Source organism: Pseudomonas sp. LBUM1657 (assembly GCF_059716075.1).
The window spans coordinates 733,813-748,788 of the sequence record NZ_CP166799.1; the positions used below are offsets into that span (position 1 = coordinate 733,813).

At 59.1% G+C, this 14,976-nt stretch carries 12 protein-coding genes and 1 rRNA gene; 4 read left to right on the top strand and 9 right to left on the bottom strand.

The genetic code is table 11. The features are described from left to right. From ACA055_RS03300 to ACA055_RS03310, 3 genes are all read right to left on the bottom strand, one after another. A complete protein-coding gene (locus ACA055_RS03300; protein ID WP_497682348.1) occupies nucleotides 1–1,359 on the bottom strand; it encodes an 8-oxoguanine deaminase in 1,359 nt (452 codons plus the stop codon). 273 nt (nucleotides 1,360–1,632) lie between these two features. Further along, nucleotides 1,633–2,319, bottom strand: a complete 687-nt coding sequence (locus ACA055_RS03305; protein WP_497682349.1) for an SDR family oxidoreductase — start codon at nucleotides 2,317–2,319, stop codon at nucleotides 1,633–1,635. A 25-nt stretch (nucleotides 2,320–2,344) separates the two neighbouring features. Continuing rightward, nucleotides 2,345–2,695, bottom strand: coding sequence for a MerR family transcriptional regulator (locus tag ACA055_RS03310; RefSeq protein WP_497682350.1), 351 nt, complete (start codon nucleotides 2,693–2,695; stop codon nucleotides 2,345–2,347). An 82-nt stretch (nucleotides 2,696–2,777) separates the two neighbouring features. On the opposite strand from ACA055_RS03310, the gene ACA055_RS03315 reads away from it, so the two are divergent. Continuing rightward, nucleotides 2,778–3,200: a hypothetical protein gene (locus ACA055_RS03315; protein ID WP_497682351.1), complete on the top strand. Its 423-nt coding sequence runs from the start codon at nucleotides 2,778–2,780 to the stop codon at nucleotides 3,198–3,200. Nucleotides 3,201–3,273: 73 nt separating this feature from the next. On the opposite strand, the gene ACA055_RS03320 is transcribed toward ACA055_RS03315, so the two are convergent. From ACA055_RS03320 to ACA055_RS03345, 6 genes are all read right to left on the bottom strand, one after another. Then, a complete protein-coding gene (locus ACA055_RS03320; protein WP_497682352.1) occupies nucleotides 3,274–4,200 on the bottom strand; it encodes an ABC transporter permease in 927 nt (308 codons plus the stop codon). Next, nucleotides 4,200–5,306: an ABC transporter permease gene (locus tag ACA055_RS03325; RefSeq protein WP_497682353.1), complete on the bottom strand. Its 1,107-nt coding sequence runs from the start codon at nucleotides 5,304–5,306 to the stop codon at nucleotides 4,200–4,202. The genes ACA055_RS03320 and ACA055_RS03325 overlap by 1 nt, the downstream gene beginning before the upstream one ends. 11 nt (nucleotides 5,307–5,317) lie before the next feature. Beyond that, nucleotides 5,318–6,871, bottom strand: a complete 1,554-nt coding sequence (locus tag ACA055_RS03330) for an ABC transporter ATP-binding protein (protein ID WP_497682354.1) — start codon at nucleotides 6,869–6,871, stop codon at nucleotides 5,318–5,320. Nucleotides 6,872–7,403: 532 nt separating this feature from the next. Continuing rightward, nucleotides 7,404–7,985 carry an IMPACT family protein gene (locus tag ACA055_RS03335; RefSeq protein WP_497682355.1) on the bottom strand — a complete coding sequence of 194 codons (582 nt, stop codon included), beginning with the start codon at nucleotides 7,983–7,985 and terminating at the stop codon, nucleotides 7,404–7,406. A gap of 7 nt (nucleotides 7,986–7,992) precedes the next feature. Next, nucleotides 7,993–8,643, bottom strand: a complete 651-nt coding sequence (locus ACA055_RS03340; RefSeq protein ID WP_497682356.1) for a TetR/AcrR family transcriptional regulator — start codon at nucleotides 8,641–8,643, stop codon at nucleotides 7,993–7,995. A 200-nt stretch (nucleotides 8,644–8,843) separates the two neighbouring features. Beyond that, entirely contained in the window at nucleotides 8,844–9,764 is a 921-nt protein-coding gene (locus ACA055_RS03345; RefSeq protein WP_497682357.1) for a LysR family transcriptional regulator, read from the bottom strand. 123 nt (nucleotides 9,765–9,887) lie between these two features. Between ACA055_RS03345 and aptA the strand changes: the two genes are divergently transcribed. The 3 genes from aptA (at nucleotide 9,888) to ACA055_RS03360 (ending at nucleotide 14,959) form a co-directional block, all read left to right on the top strand. Continuing rightward, nucleotides 9,888–11,237: an omega-aminotransferase AptA gene (gene aptA, locus ACA055_RS03350; protein WP_497682358.1), complete on the top strand. Its 1,350-nt coding sequence runs from the start codon at nucleotides 9,888–9,890 to the stop codon at nucleotides 11,235–11,237. 65 nt (nucleotides 11,238–11,302) lie between these two features. After that, on the top strand, nucleotides 11,303–12,796 hold the full coding sequence (locus ACA055_RS03355) for a CoA-acylating methylmalonate-semialdehyde dehydrogenase (protein WP_497682359.1): 1,494 nt from the start codon (nucleotides 11,303–11,305) through the stop codon (nucleotides 12,794–12,796). 624 nt (nucleotides 12,797–13,420) lie between these two features. Then, nucleotides 13,421–14,959, top strand: a 16S ribosomal RNA gene (locus tag ACA055_RS03360). Nucleotides 14,960–14,976: the final 17 nt, after the last annotated feature.

A 14,976-nucleotide genomic window follows, 5' to 3' on the forward strand; every position in this document is an offset into this window, starting at 1 on the left:
TCAGGTGCCGGCGATCAACTGCCGAGCCGCCTGGCTGTGATCGGCAATCAACCCTTTCAGATCCAGCCCTTCGACCTGCCCGTCGATCACCCGCCACTGGCCACCGATCATCACCCGATCCGCTCGATCCGCGCCGCACAGCAGCAACGCCGACACCGGATCATGACTGCCGGAGAAGCGCAGCTCATCGAGCTTGAACAGCGCCAGATCCGCCTGCTTGCCCACCGCCAGTTCGCCGATGTCCGTGCGCCCCAGCAGCTGCGCCGAACCCTTGGTGGCCCAGCCCAATACCAATTCCGGGGTGATCTTTTCCGCACCGTAACGCAGCCGCTGAATGTAAAGCGCCTGGCGGGTTTCGAGCATCATGTTCGAGGCATCGTTGGACGCCGAACCGTCCACGCCCAGGCCTAGCAATGCGCCTGCGGCGGTCAGGTCCAGGGTCGGGCAGATCCCGGAAGCCAGGCGCATGTTCGAACTCGGGCAATGGCAAATGCCGGTGCCGGCGGCGCCGAGGCGGGCGATTTCGTCCGGGTTGAAATGGATGCCGTGCGCCAGCCAGGTGCGCGGGCCGAGCCAGCCGACGCTGTCCAGATAATCCACGGTGCGCAGGCCGAAGCGTTGCAGGCAGAAGTCTTCTTCATCGAGGGTTTCCGCCAAGTGGGTGTGCAGGCGCACGTCGAGTTTGTTGGCCAGTTCGGCGCTGGCGGACATGATTTCCGGTGTCACCGAAAACGGCGAGCAGGGCGCCAGGGCGATCTGGATTTGTGCGCCGTCGCCACGTTCGTGGTACGCGGCGATCAAGCGCTGGCTGTCGTCGAGAATCACTTCGCCTTGCTGCACGGTTTGTTGCGGCGGCAGGCCACCGTCCGCTTCACCCAGGCTCATGGAACCGCGGGTGAGCATGGCGCGCATGCCCAGTTCACGGACGCTCTCGACTTGCACGTCGATGGCGTTTTCCAGCCCTTCCGGAAACAGGTAATGGTGGTCGGCCGCCGTGGTGCAACCGGACAGCAGTAATTCCGCCAGCGCGACTTTCGTGGCGAGGGCGAGCTTTTCAGGCGTGAGTCGCGCCCAGACCGGATAGAGGGTTTTCAGCCACGGGAACAACGGCTGATTGACCACCGGCGCCCAGGCGCGGGTCAGGGTTTGGTAGAAATGGTGATGGGTGTTGATCAGCCCCGGCAGGATCACATGCTCGCGGGCATCGAAGACGTGTCCACAGGGCGCGGAAGGTTGCTGGCCAGCGCCAAGCACTTCGACGATCAAACCGTCTTGCAGCACCAGTCCGCCACGGGCATCGAGGCCATTGGCAGTGAAGATCGCGAGGGGATTTTTTAACCAGGTACGGGTCGCAGGCATGTTGGCCGGCTCCTCTGAAAGTTGGGTTCAGGTTAGCCAGCTCAGTGATTACCCTGTCTGCTGATCCAGGGTCGCCGCGGGGACGAAGTGCGGAGTTTCAAACAAAACTGCTCGGCGGGCAAGCCCGGCCCGACCAGACGATGCAAAACCCTGTGTGGAATAAGCCCCTGTGGGAGCGGGCTTGCTCGCGAAGGCGCAGTGTCAGTCGCCATCAATGTTTTATGACACACCGCCTTCGCGAGCAAGCCCGCTCCCACCCTGGATCTGTGGCGTTTACCAGGGAATCGTTTCGCCTTTGTAGTTCACAAAATGATGCCCGCCCTTGCCGACATACGCATTCACCTGATCAACCAGACCGCGAGTGCTGGTGTCCACGTCAATGTCAGCGCCTTCACCGCCCATGTCGGTCTTCACCCAACCCGGATGCAGCGACAGCACGGTGAGTTTCTGCTCGCCCAGTTGAGTGACGAAACTGTTGGTCATGGAGTTCAGTGCGGCCTTGCTCGCCTTGTACAATGCCAGCTCCGGCGCGTCCGGCATGGTCACGCTGCCCAGCACCGAACTCATGAACGCCAGCACGCCAGTCTCGGGACGGATTTGCCCGGCGAAGCGCTGGGCCAGGTTGATCGGCGCCACGGCATTGGTGAAGAACAGCTGACCGACTTCGGCCAGCGTCGCGCCGCCCGGCGTCTGAACCTCCGGTCCTTTGACCCCGGCGTTCACGAACAACAGGTCGAACACTTCGCCCTTGAGCTGCTGGCTGAGGGCGATGGCCGCTTGTTGATCATCCATGTCGAGTTTTTCGATCCGCACCTTGCCCAGGGCCTGCAAGGCTTCGGCGTTCTGCGGATTGCGCACGGTGGCGGTGACTTGCCAGCCGTCGGCCAGCAGGGTTTTTACCAGGCCGAGGCCCAGGCCCCGGGAGGCGCCGATGATGAGTGCGGTTTTTGCCTTGGACATGAGTGGCTTCCTTGATAAATGAGGATCACGGATTCAAAGGACAACGCTGACCGAGCCGTTGCTGCAACTCCTGACGCAGCGCGTCGAGTTCAGCCATGCGGGTTTCGATCAGTTTGAGCTTGTCTTGCAGCAGTTGCGTGACGGCGCTGTCAGGATCGGGCGAGTGCCACAATGTAGCGACGCTGTTGCCGATTTCGCCGAGGGTAAAGCCCAGCCGTTGAGCCGTCTTGATGTACAGCACCAGTTGCACCATGTCTGCCGGGTAGTCGCGATAACCGTTGGCGCTGCGTTGCGCCGCGATCAATCCGCGCTGTTCGTAAAAGCGCAGCGTGTCGCGGCTGACGGCGCTGGCCAGGGCTAATTCACCGATGCGCATGATGACGTCTCGAGAGGGCTTGACCCTGGAGCATACTCCAGGCTTTAGCCTTGTTGCTCCCTGATTTTCTGGAGCAAGGCCGATGTGGACTTCAACGCAATATCGTCAAGTGGTGCGCGGCAGCGCTTGGTACGACCTGATCGTCACGGTGGCGTTTGTCACGCCGTGGAGTTTTGCGGCGTTGCATGGGGTGCTGTTGAGTGTGAGTCAGGCCTTTGATCTGCCCGGCGAGCTGCCGCCGTTCGAGCCGATGCACATGCTGATGGCGAATCTGTTGGGCTCGATTGTCTGTGTGTGGGCGGTGCTGCGGATTCGCGATCCGCAGCAGGTGTATGGGCGGTATGACGCGGTTGGGAGATTCCTGTTCTCCACTTGGCAGCTCTATGCCTTGGTCCACGGTGCCAGTTCATTGTTGGTGATTTTCTTGTTCTTTGAATTGGCGTGGGGCGTTGTTCAAGTGTTGCCTGTTCGGGCGCTTTCGCGAGCAAGCCCGCTCCCACAGTAGACCGAGTCGCCGGGCAAGTACGCGGTCAAATGTGGGAGCTGGCTTGCTCGCGAAGAGGCCCGCCCAGCCACCCCTAATGCCCGGCCTGCCACGGCTGCCCCAATGACACCGGCGCATACAACCGCGTACGCACCGCATCCCGGGACAACAGCACCAACACCACAATGGTCGCCACATACGGCAGCATCGCCAGCAGGCTCGACGGAATCGCCAGCCCCAACCCCTGCGCCACCAAATGCAGGATGCTGGCGAGGCCGAAAAGATACGCGCCCAGCAACAGTCGCCACACCCGCCAACTGGCAAACACCACCAGTGCCAAGGCGATCCAGCCGCGGCCGGCGCTCATGTTTTCCGCCCACATCGGCGTGTAGGCCAGGGACAGATACGCCCCGGCCAACCCGGCCATCGCCCCGCCAAACAGCACTGCCAGCGTGCGCACGCCCAACACCGGCAACCCCATGGCGCTCGCCGCGTCAGGGTTTTCTCCGACGGCCTGAATGATCAGCCCGATGCGGCTTCTAAGAACCACCCAGGCCACCAGCGCAAACAGCGCGAACGAGAGATACACCAGCAGATCCTGGGCAAACAGCATCCGCCCGATCAGCGGAAGCTCACTCAAGTAGGGAATCGCCACCGGCTCGAAACCCGCCAACGGTTTGCCGACCCACGCCGCACCAACAAAGGTCGACAGGCCCACACCGAAAATCGTCAACGCCAACCCCGTGGCGACCTGATTGGCGTTGAACACCAGCGCCACCACGGCAAACAACGACGACAACAACATCCCGGCGAGCATCGCCAGCAACACCCCGAGCCAGAGGTTGCCGCTGTTGAGCGCGACGATGAAACCGATCACTGCGCCAAACAGCATCATCCCTTCCTGCCCCAGATTGAGGACGCCGCTCTTTTCGCAAACCAGTTCACCCAGCGCCACTAGCAGCAACGGCGTGCCGCAGCGGACCATCGCGTAGAAAATATTGCTCAGCAGATCGATATCCATCACAGCGCTCCTGCGGGTACGGCGGTGGCTTGCGCGCGGCGAGTCCAGCGCAGGTTCAATCGGGGTCGGTAGAGAATCAGCACGTCGCTGGCCAGCAGGAAAAACAGCATCATTCCCTGGAACAATTGCGTGATGGCCTGCGGCAGATTCATGCTCATCTGCGCACTCTCGCCACCGATGTACAGCAGCGCCATTAACAGGCTGGAAAACAGAATGCCAACGGGATTCAGCCGCCCGAGAAACGCCACGGTAATCGCCGCATAGCCATAACCGGGCGACACTTGCGGCACCAGTTGGCCGATCGGTCCGGTGACTTCACAAACGCCGGCCAAGCCTGCCAATCCGCCGCTGATCAACAACGCCAGCCAGACCAACCGCTTCTCGCGAAAGCCGACGAAACCCGCTGCGCGTTTATCCAGCCCGAGCACTTTGATCTGGAAACCGACGAAGCTTTTCTGCAACAAAACCCAGACCACTACCAACGCGAGCAGGGCGAAATACACCCCGGCGTGAACACGACCATCCTCCATCAGCAGCGGCAAACGACTGGCGTCGCCGAACATCGCCGATTCCGGAAAGTTGAACCCGGCCGGGTCCTTCAACGGTCCATGAACACAGAACAGCAGCAAGTTCAGCGCAATGTAATTGAGCATGATGCTGGTGAGGATTTCATTGGCGTTGAAGCGCGTGCGCAACCACGCCGTCAGCCCGGCCCACGCCGCCCCGGCCAGGGTGCCGGTGAGCAGGATCAACACCAGCGCCCAGCGACTTTGCAGGTCGATGATGTTCACGGCCAACGCACTGCCGGCCAATGCGCCGAGCAGCAACTGACCTTCGGCGCCGATGTTCCAGATTCGCGCCTGATACGCCACCGCCAGCCCCAACGCGCAGAGCAGAATCGGCAGCGCTTTGACCAACAGTTCGGAAACACCATACAAGTCGCTGATCGGCGCAATCAGCAAGGTGTGCAAAGTGAGCAGAGGGTCATGACCCAGCGCGATAAACAGCAGAGAGCCGCAGCCCAGCGTCAGGGCAGCCGCCAGCAACGGCGAGCACCACAACATCAGGCGCGATTGCTGACCACGGGGTTCGAGAGAAAGCAGCATGTGAAACTCCGTTAAAGCGATGCGGGAGCAGATGATTGAGGGACGTCGAACTGACCAGCCATCCAGCCGCCGACGTCGATCAGGCGGGTATCGGCCGTGGCCTGAAGCGGGGACAGTCGACCGCCGCACAAGGCGCCGAGGCGGTCGCTGATCTGGAACAGTTCGTCGAGGTCTTCGGAGATCACCAGGATTGCCGCACCGGCATCGCGCAAGGCAACCAGTGCCCGGTGAATGGTCGCAGCAGCGCCGACGTCCACGCCCCAGGTCGGATGCGCGGCCACCAACAGTTTTGGCTGCTGGAGGATTTCTCGACCGAGGATGAATTTCTGCAAATTGCCGCCGGACAGGCTGCGGGCCGGCGTGCGGGTATCGGGCGTCTTGACCCCGAAGCGGCGAATGATTTCTTCGGCCAGCGCTTCAACCTTGCTGCGCTGGATCAGCCCTTTGCCAACGAGCCCCTGCTGGAAAGCGGTGAGCAAGGCGTTGTCCGCCAGGCTCAGCTCCGGCACCGCGCCGTGGCCCAGGCGTTCGGCGGGGACGAAGGCCAGACCGAGTCCGCGGCGTGCATCGGGTCGCAAATGGGCGACCGGTTGCCTGGCAAAACTGATCGTCGCACTGTCGTGGTGGCTCAGTCGTTCTTCACCGCTGAGCAACGCCAGCAATTCATCCTGACCATTGCCTGCAACCCCGGCGATGCCGACGATTTCGCCGCTGCGCACTTCAAGGTCGATGTCCTTAAGCGAGCAACCGAACGGGTCCGGGTTGTGCCAGGACAATCCGCTCACGTTCAGAAAAACATCGCCGCCCATGACCTTCGGATATTCGGTAATCAGCTCTGCGGCCTCACCGACCATCAACCGCGCCAGTTGCTGATCCGAACACTCGGCTGGCACGCAATGCCCGGCCACTCGCCCACCGCGCAGCACCGTGGCGCTGTGGCACAGCGCGCGGACTTCACCGAGCTTGTGGCTGATAAACAGAATGCTGCAGCCCTCGGCTGCCAGTCGGCGCAAGGTGATGAACAATTCGTCCGCCTCTTGCGGGGTCAGCACCGAGGTCGGCTCATCGAGAATCAGCAGGCGTATGTCCTGCATCAGGCAACGAATGATCTCTACCCGCTGGCGTTCACCGATAGACAGGCTGTGGACAAGTCGCTCCGGTTCCAGCGCCATGCCGTAGCGTCGGGAGACTTCTCGAATCTTTGGCTCCAGTTGTTTCGGCGTGCCCGCCGCCGCGCCCATCGCCAGGGCAATGTTCTGGGCCACACTCAGGGTTTCGAACAGCGAGAAATGCTGGAACACCATGCCGATCCCCAGGCTACGAGCCTGGGCCGGGTTGCGCATGGTCACGCGCTGCCCTTGCCACATCAATTCCCCCAAGTCGGCGTGGGTGACGCCGTAGATGATTTTCATCAGCGTACTTTTGCCCGCACCGTTTTCGCCCAGCAGGGCGTGGATTTCGCCGGGTGCAATGCTCAGGTCGATGGCATCGTTGGCCAGGCAACCGGGGTAGCGTTTGCTGATGTTGCGCAGTTGCAGGCGGGGTATCTGCTCGGGGTTGGACATGACTGGCTCGGGTCGACTGAAGGTTTGCCTGTGGATAAAGCAAATTCCTGGCCAATGAGTCAGGAAAACTCGAAAACCTTGCGGGCAAAGGTATTGGGAAGGGGGCTTCTTCTTATGTCGATCCCGAATCCGGCACCACTTGAGGGCAAAGCCGTTGATCAGGCTCCGGTTTTGCTCGTCGCAGGTTGATCAAAAAACGAGCAGTCGAAGGCGAGCCATGCCGCGTATGGGACCGCGACAGCCATGAACGGGTTATCCACAGATTGCTCCACAGTATTTGTGCGCAAGCTCAAAGCACGGGTATAAGCACCCGGCTGCTTTCTTCTAAAGGTGATAAACCACGCTAACTGATTGTTTTTACGTGGATTTGATTTTTTTGATGGCGGATTGAACGAAAAATGAACAATGCCCGCAAAGCCGCATGACAGAAGGGTTACAGCCGTATGTGCTCAGGTTATCCACAGCCGGGTGCACAGTAGATGTGGGCAAGTGCGTGGGTGCTATAAAACAGTCGTGAGCGTTGTTGGTGCGATCAGTGCTGCAACAGAATGCGCCCGCGACTCAGATCCGCGAGCTGCGTTTGCAGGGTCTCGATCAGCCCTTCGCCGATCGCCAGTTGCAGTTCCACGCCGTTGGCTGTGAACGTTTCTTCCACCACCAATCCGCCCAGTTCCGTTACGCGAAGCTTCAGCAGCGCCAACTCACCAAAAGCACAGGCGCAACTCACTGGAACACGGCTGATCAACTCAACCTTCGGCGCCGCTTGCAGGCACTTGTTCGCACCGCCGCCGTACGCGCGGGCGAGGCCACCGGTGCCCAGTTGAATGCCGCCATACCAACGAATCACCAGCACCGCGACCTGATCGCAATCCTGCGCTTCGATCGCCGCCAGAATCGGCCGCCCCGCAGTGCCGCCGGGCTCGCCATCATCATTGCTGCGGTATTGGCCACCGAGCTTCCAGGCCCAGCAGTTGTGCGAGGCATTTAAATCGCTGTGCTGCTCGATGAATGCTTGGGCGTCAGCAGGGCTGGCTATCGGCGCGGCGAAGGTGATGAAGCGGCTTTTGCGAATCTCTTCGCGGTATTCGCAAAAACCGCTGAGGGTAAAAGGCATAAATGTCTTAGATCGCTGGCGTCAGGCCGCAGCCCTTGAGAATGATGCGGATCAGGTTGTTGCCGGCGTCTTCCATGTCTTGCTTGGTCAACTTGGTACGCCCGGTGACGCGGCAGATCTGTGTGGCGAAGTCGGCGTAATGCTGGGTGCTGCCCCACAACAGGAAGATCAGGTTCACCGGGTCGACCGGGTCCATTTTGCCGGCATCGATCCACGCCTGGAACACGCCCGCCCGGCCCTGGAACCAGGCGCGATAGTCCTGGTTGAAATACTCGGTCAGGCATTCGCCGCCACTGATGACTTCCATGGCGAAGATCCGCGAGGCTTGCGGCTGGCGACGGGAGAATTCCATCTTGGCGCGGATATACCGCGTCAGCGCTTCGGCCGGATCGTCTTCGGCAGTGAGGGTGTTGAAGGTGCTGTCCCACAACTCGATGATGTTGCTCAACACCGCCACGTACAACCCAAGCTTGTTGGTGAAGTAGTAATGCAGGTTCGCCTTGGGCAACCCGGCATTCAGGGCGATGGTGTTCATGCTGGTGCCTTTGAACCCGTGACGGGCGAACTCGTCTTCGGCGGCTTTGATGATGGTCTCTTCGTTCTTCTGACGAATGCGGCTGGCAGGTTTGCCGCCGTGAGCGGGGACTTCAAAGGTCATAGGCACTTCCGAACAAGTAGGTGGGTGCAACCAGTGCGTTGATAGCGCACCCACAGGCTTCAGACAAGTCCCGATGCGATAAAACCTGAGCGTCACAATCCCCTGTGGGAGCGGGCTTGCTCGCGAAGAGGGAGTATCAGTCAACATTAATGCAGCTGACACACCGCTTTCACGAGCGAGTCCAAACGCCGCATCAGATTTCAGCGCGTCGCGGCCAGGCTCTCCAGGAAGCTTTCCAGCACCAAATGAGGGCGACGACCCTTGCGCGTGACCGAAGCAAGACTCAGGTCATAGAAGCGCGCATTTGGTTTCAGCGCACGCAGTCGACCTTGTTGCACCCAGAGGCTGGCGTAGTGATCCGGCAAGTAACCGATGTAACGCCCGGTCAGAATCAGGAACGCCATGCCTTCACGATCCGAAGCACTGGCGGTGCAATTGAGCGCTTGGTAATGGGCCTGGATTTCCGCCGGCAAACGAAAGGTTGGAGCAATCGCGTCTTGACTGTTGAGGCGCTCGTCGTCCAGTTGTTTGTCATCGACATAAAACAACGGATGGCCGACCGCGCAATACAACAACGAGCGTTCGCTGTAGAGCGGTTGATATTCCAGCCCCGACAGTGCGCTGGCCTGCGGCACCACGCCGACGTGCAAGCGACCGTCGAGCACGCCTTGCTCGACTTCGTTGGGAGCGATCATGCGGATCTGGATCTGCACGTCCGGGCCGCGTTCCTTCAGTTGCGCCAACGCGTGGGTAATGCGCATGTGGGGAAGGGTGACCAGGTTATCGGTCAAGCCGATGGTCAATTCGCCGCGCAAGTGTTGGTGCAGGCCGTTGACCTCGGTGCGAAAACTTTCCAGCGCACTTAATAGCTGCAATGCCGATTGGTAAACCTCGCGACCTTCCTCGGTCAGGGAAAATCCCGCGCGACCCCGTTGGCACAATCGCAAGCCGAGGCGTTGTTCCAAGTCGCTCATTTGCTGGCTGATGGCCGAGCGACCGATCCCCAGCACCGATTCCGCCGCGGAGAAGCCGCCGCATTCCACGACGCTGCGAAAAATCCGCAGCAGGCGGATATCAAAGTCGCTGACTTGTGCCAGCGGATCGGGGCGGCGGCTGCTCATAGTTTAGTGAATGCCTGACTGAACGTTAGAAGAGTTGGATTTCACCGACTTTATCCCCGTGGCAATTTAGCTGCAAGAACGCTTTCATCTCCACGCCGCTTATTGCCTTGCGAGGTTTTGCCCATGAACTTGCCCGAAAACGCCCAGTCTCCTTTGGCCAGCCAGCTCAAGCTCGACGCTCACTGGATGCCCTACACCGCCAACCGCAATTTCCAGCGTGATCCGCGCCTGATTGTGGCGGCTGAAGGCAGCTGGCTGATCGATGACAAGGGGCGCAAAGTCTATGACTCGCTGTCCGGTCTGTGGACCTGCGGCGCGGGGCACACCCGCAAGGAAATCCAGGAAGCGGTCGCCAAGCAGTTGGGCACCCTCGATTACTCGCCAGGCTTCCAGTACGGCCATCCGCTGTCCTTCCAACTGGCCGAGAAAATCACCGACCTGACCCCGGGCAATCTCAATCACGTGTTCTTCACCGACTCGGGTTCCGAGTGTGCTGATACCGCGGTGAAAATGGTGCGTGCTTACTGGCGCCTGAAAGGCCAGGCGACCAAGACCAAAATGATCGGCCGTGCCCGTGGCTACCACGGTGTAAACATTGCTGGCACCAGCCTTGGCGGTGTGAACGGCAACCGCAAAATGTTCGGTCAGGCGATGATGGACGTCGATCACCTGCCGCACACTTTGCTGGCGAGCAATGCCTTCTCTCGTGGCATGCCGGAGCAGGGTGGTATCGCCCTGGCCGATGAGCTGCTGAAGCTGATCGAACTGCATGACGCTTCCAACATCGCAGCCGTGTTCGTTGAGCCTATGGCCGGTTCCGCTGGCGTGTTGGTTCCGCCACAGGGTTACCTCAAGCGTCTGCGCGAGATCTGCGATCAGCACAACATCCTGCTGGTGTTCGACGAAGTGATCACCGGTTTCGGCCGGACCGGCTCGATGTTCGGCGCCGACAGCTTCGGTGTGACCCCGGACCTGATGTGCATCGCCAAGCAAGTCACCAACGGCGCGATTCCGATGGGCGCAGTGATTGCCAGCTCCGAGATCTATCAGACTTTCATGAACCAGGCGACGCCTGAGTACGCGGTGGAATTCCCGCACGGTTACACCTACTCCGCGCACCCGGTGGCTTGCGCCGCTGGCTTGGCAGCACTCGACCTGCTGCAAAAGGAAAACCTGGTGCAAAGCGTGGCCGAAGTCGCACCGCATTTCGAAAATGCGCTGCACGGTCTGAAGGGTTCGAAAAACGTTATCGACATTCGTAACTACGGCCTGGCCGGTGCGATCCAGATTGCCCCGCGTGACGGCGATGCCATCGTGCGTCCGTTCGAAGCCGGCATGGCGCTGTGGAAAGCAGGGTTCTATGTACGCTTCGGCGGCGACACCCTGCAGTTCGGCCCAACTTTCAACAGCAAGCCGCAAGACCTTGATCGTCTGTTCGACGCGGTCGGCGAAGTGCTGAACAAGATCGACTGATTTTTCTTTCTATATAAAGGGCGCCCTTTGATGGGCGTCCGTGGACAGCTTTTCAGGAGCCCCGCATGAGCCTTATCCCGCATTTGATCAATGGCGAACTGGTGACCGAAGACGGTCGCACCGCCGACGTGTTCAACCCGTCCACCGGCCAGGCGATCCACAAGCTGCCATTGGCTAGCCGCGAAACCATTCAAAAAGCTATCGACTCGGCCAAGGCTGCGTTCCCGGCCTGGCGTAACACGCCGCCGGCCAAACGTGCGCAGGTGATGTTCCGCTTCAAGCAACTGCTGGAGCAGAACGAAGCGCGTATCGCGCAACTGATCAGCGAAGAACACGGCAAGACCCTGGAAGATGCTGCCGGTGAATTGAAGCGCGGTATCGAGAACGTCGAGTTCGCTTGTGCGGCACCGGAAATTCTCAAGGGCGAATACAGCCGTAACGTCGGGCCGAACATTGATGCCTGGTCGGACTTCCAGCCATTGGGCGTGGTGGCTGGTATCACTCCGTTCAACTTCCCGGCCATGGTGCCGCTGTGGATGTATCCACTGGCGATCGTCTGCGGTAACTGCTTCATCCTCAAGCCGTCCGAACGTGATCCGAGCTCGACACTGCTGATCGCGCAGCTGCTGTTGGAAGCCGGTCTGCCTAAAGGTGTGCTGAGTGTGGTGCACGGCGACAAGGCTGCGGTGGACGCGCTGATCGAAGCGCCGGAAGTCAAAGCGCTGAGCTTCGTGGGTTCGACGCCGATTGCCGAGTACATCTACGCCGAAGGCACTAAGCGCGGCAAGCGCGTCCAGGCACTGGGCGGGGCGAAGAACCACGCGGTGTTGATGCCGGATGCGGATCTGGATAACGCCGTCAGCGCACTGATGGGCGCAGCCTATGGTTCCTGCGGCGAGCGTTGCATGGCGATCTCGGTGGCTGTGTGTGTTGGTGACCAAGTGGCGGATGCGCTGGTGGCCAAGTTGGTACCGCAAATCAAGGCGCTGAAAATCGGTGCCGGTACGACGTGTGGCCTGGACATGGGGCCGCTGGTTTCCGGTCAGGCGCGTGACAAAGTCAGTGGCTATATAGAAGACGGCGTTTCGTCCGGTGCGTCCTTGGTGGTTGATGGTCGTGGTCTGAGCGTGCCCGGCAATGAGGATGGGTTTTTCCTGGGTGGCTGCCTGTTCGATAACGTCACGCCAGAGATGCGCATCTATAAAGAAGAGATTTTCGGGCCGGTGCTGTGCGTCGTTCGGGTCAACAGCCTGGAAGAAGCGATGCAACTGATCAATGATCACGAGTATGGCAACGGTACCTGCATCTTCACCCGTGACGGGGAAGCGGCACGGTTGTTCTGCGATGAGATTGAAGTCGGTATGGTCGGCGTTAACGTACCGCTGCCGGTGCCAGTGGCTTATCACAGCTTTGGTGGCTGGAAGCGTTCGCTGTTCGGCGACCTGCATGCGTATGGTCCGGATGGCGTGCGTTTCTATACCCGCCGCAAAGCCATCACCCAGCGCTGGCCGCAGCGGGCGAGCCATGAAGCTTCGCAATTCGCGTTCCCTAGCTTGTAAGTAGAAGGGAAGAAGGCCGCCCCGGGGGGCGGCCTTCGTGTTTCAGGGGCTTTTTTGACCTATATGACAGAATTGTGGAAATAGGTGTTGACGGCAGATTCTGGACGTCTATAATTCGCCCCACTTCCGGCGCAGTCGAAACGGAAAACTCCTTGGTAAACAAAGAGTTACGCAGTTTTCGACAGCGAGTTGCTTCAGGTCATCGAAGCCTGGAAGGAGTTGAAAGAGCAGGGTTGTGTGGCTCTTTTGACGGTTCGATCTTCTCGGTCGAAAGCGGTGAAAAAGAGGTGTTGACAGCAGCGAGTAACGCTGTAGAATTCGCCTCCCGCTAACGAGAGATCGAAAGCGCAAGTGGTTGAAGTTGCAGAGGAAACTTTGAAAACTTCGGAAAATAACCGCTTGACAGCAACAGAGGCTGCTGTAGAATGCGCGCCTCGGTTGAGACGAAAGATCTTAACCAACCGCTCTTTAACAACTGAATCAAGCAATTCGTGTGGGTGCTTGTGGAGTCAGACTGATAGTCAACAAGATTATCAGCATCACAAGTTACTCCGCGAGAAATCAAAGATGTAACCAACGATTGCTGAGCCAAGTTTAGGGTTTCTTAAAAACCCAAAGATGTTTGAACTGAAGAGTTTGATCATGGCTCAGATTGAACGCTGGCGGCAGGCCTAACACATGCAAGTCGAGCGGCAGCACGGGTACTTGTACCTGGTGGCGAGCGGCGGACGGGTGAGTAATGCCTAGGAATCTGCCTGGTAGTGGGGGATAACGCTCGGAAACGGACGCTAATACCGCATACGTCCTACGGGAGAAAGCAGGGGACCTTCGGGCCTTGCGCTATCAGATGAGCCTAGGTCGGATTAGCTAGTTGGTGAGGTAATGGCTCACCAAGGCGACGATCCGTAACTGGTCTGAGAGGATGATCAGTCACACTGGAACTGAGACACGGTCCAGACTCCTACGGGAGGCAGCAGTGGGGAATATTGGACAATGGGCGAAAGCCTGATCCAGCCATGCCGCGTGTGTGAAGAAGGTCTTCGGATTGTAAAGCACTTTAAGTTGGGAGGAAGGGCAGTTACCTAATACGTATCTGTTTTGACGTTACCGACAGAATAAGCACCGGCTAACTCTGTGCCAGCAGCCGCGGTAATACAGAGGGTGCAAGCGTTAATCGGAATTACTGGGCGTAAAGCGCGCGTAGGTGGTTCGTTAAGTTGGATGTGAAATCCCCGGGCTCAACCTGGGAACTGCATTCAAAACTGTCGAGCTAGAGTATGGTAGAGGGTGGTGGAATTTCCTGTGTAGCGGTGAAATGCGTAGATATAGGAAGGAACACCAGTGGCGAAGGCGACCACCTGGACTGATACTGACACTGAGGTGCGAAAGCGTGGGGAGCAAACAGGATTAGATACCCTGGTAGTCCACGCCGTAAACGATGTCAACTAGCCGTTGGGAGCCTTGAGCTCTTAGTGGCGCAGCTAACGCATTAAGTTGACCGCCTGGGGAGTACGGCCGCAAGGTTAAAACTCAAATGAATTGACGGGGGCCCGCACAAGCGGTGGAGCATGTGGTTTAATTCGAAGCAACGCGAAGAACCTTACCAGGCCTTGACATCCAATGAACTTTCCAGAGATGGATTGGTGCCTTCGGGAACATTGAGACAGGTGCTGCATGGCTGTCGTCAGCTCGTGTCGTGAGATGTTGGGTTAAGTCCCGTAACGAGCGCAACCCTTGTCCTTAGTTACCAGCACGTAATGGTGGGCACTCTAAGGAGACTGCCGGTGACAAACCGGAGGAAGGTGGGGATGACGTCAAGTCATCATGGCCCTTACGGCCTGGGCTACACACGTGCTACAATGGTCGGTACAGAGGGTTGCCAAGCCGCGAGGTGGAGCTAATCCCACAAAACCGATCGTAGTCCGGATCGCAGTCTGCAACTCGACTGCGTGAAGTCGGAATCGCTAGTAATCGCGAATCAGAATGTCGCGGTGAATACGTTCCCGGGCCTTGTACACACCGCCCGTCACACCATGGGAGTGGGTTGCACCAGAAGTAGCTAGTCTAACCTTCGGGGGGACGGTTACCACGGTGTGATTCATGACTGGGGTGAAGTCGTAACAAGGTAGCCGTAGGGGAACCTGCGGCTGGATCACCTCCTTAATCGACGACATCAGCTG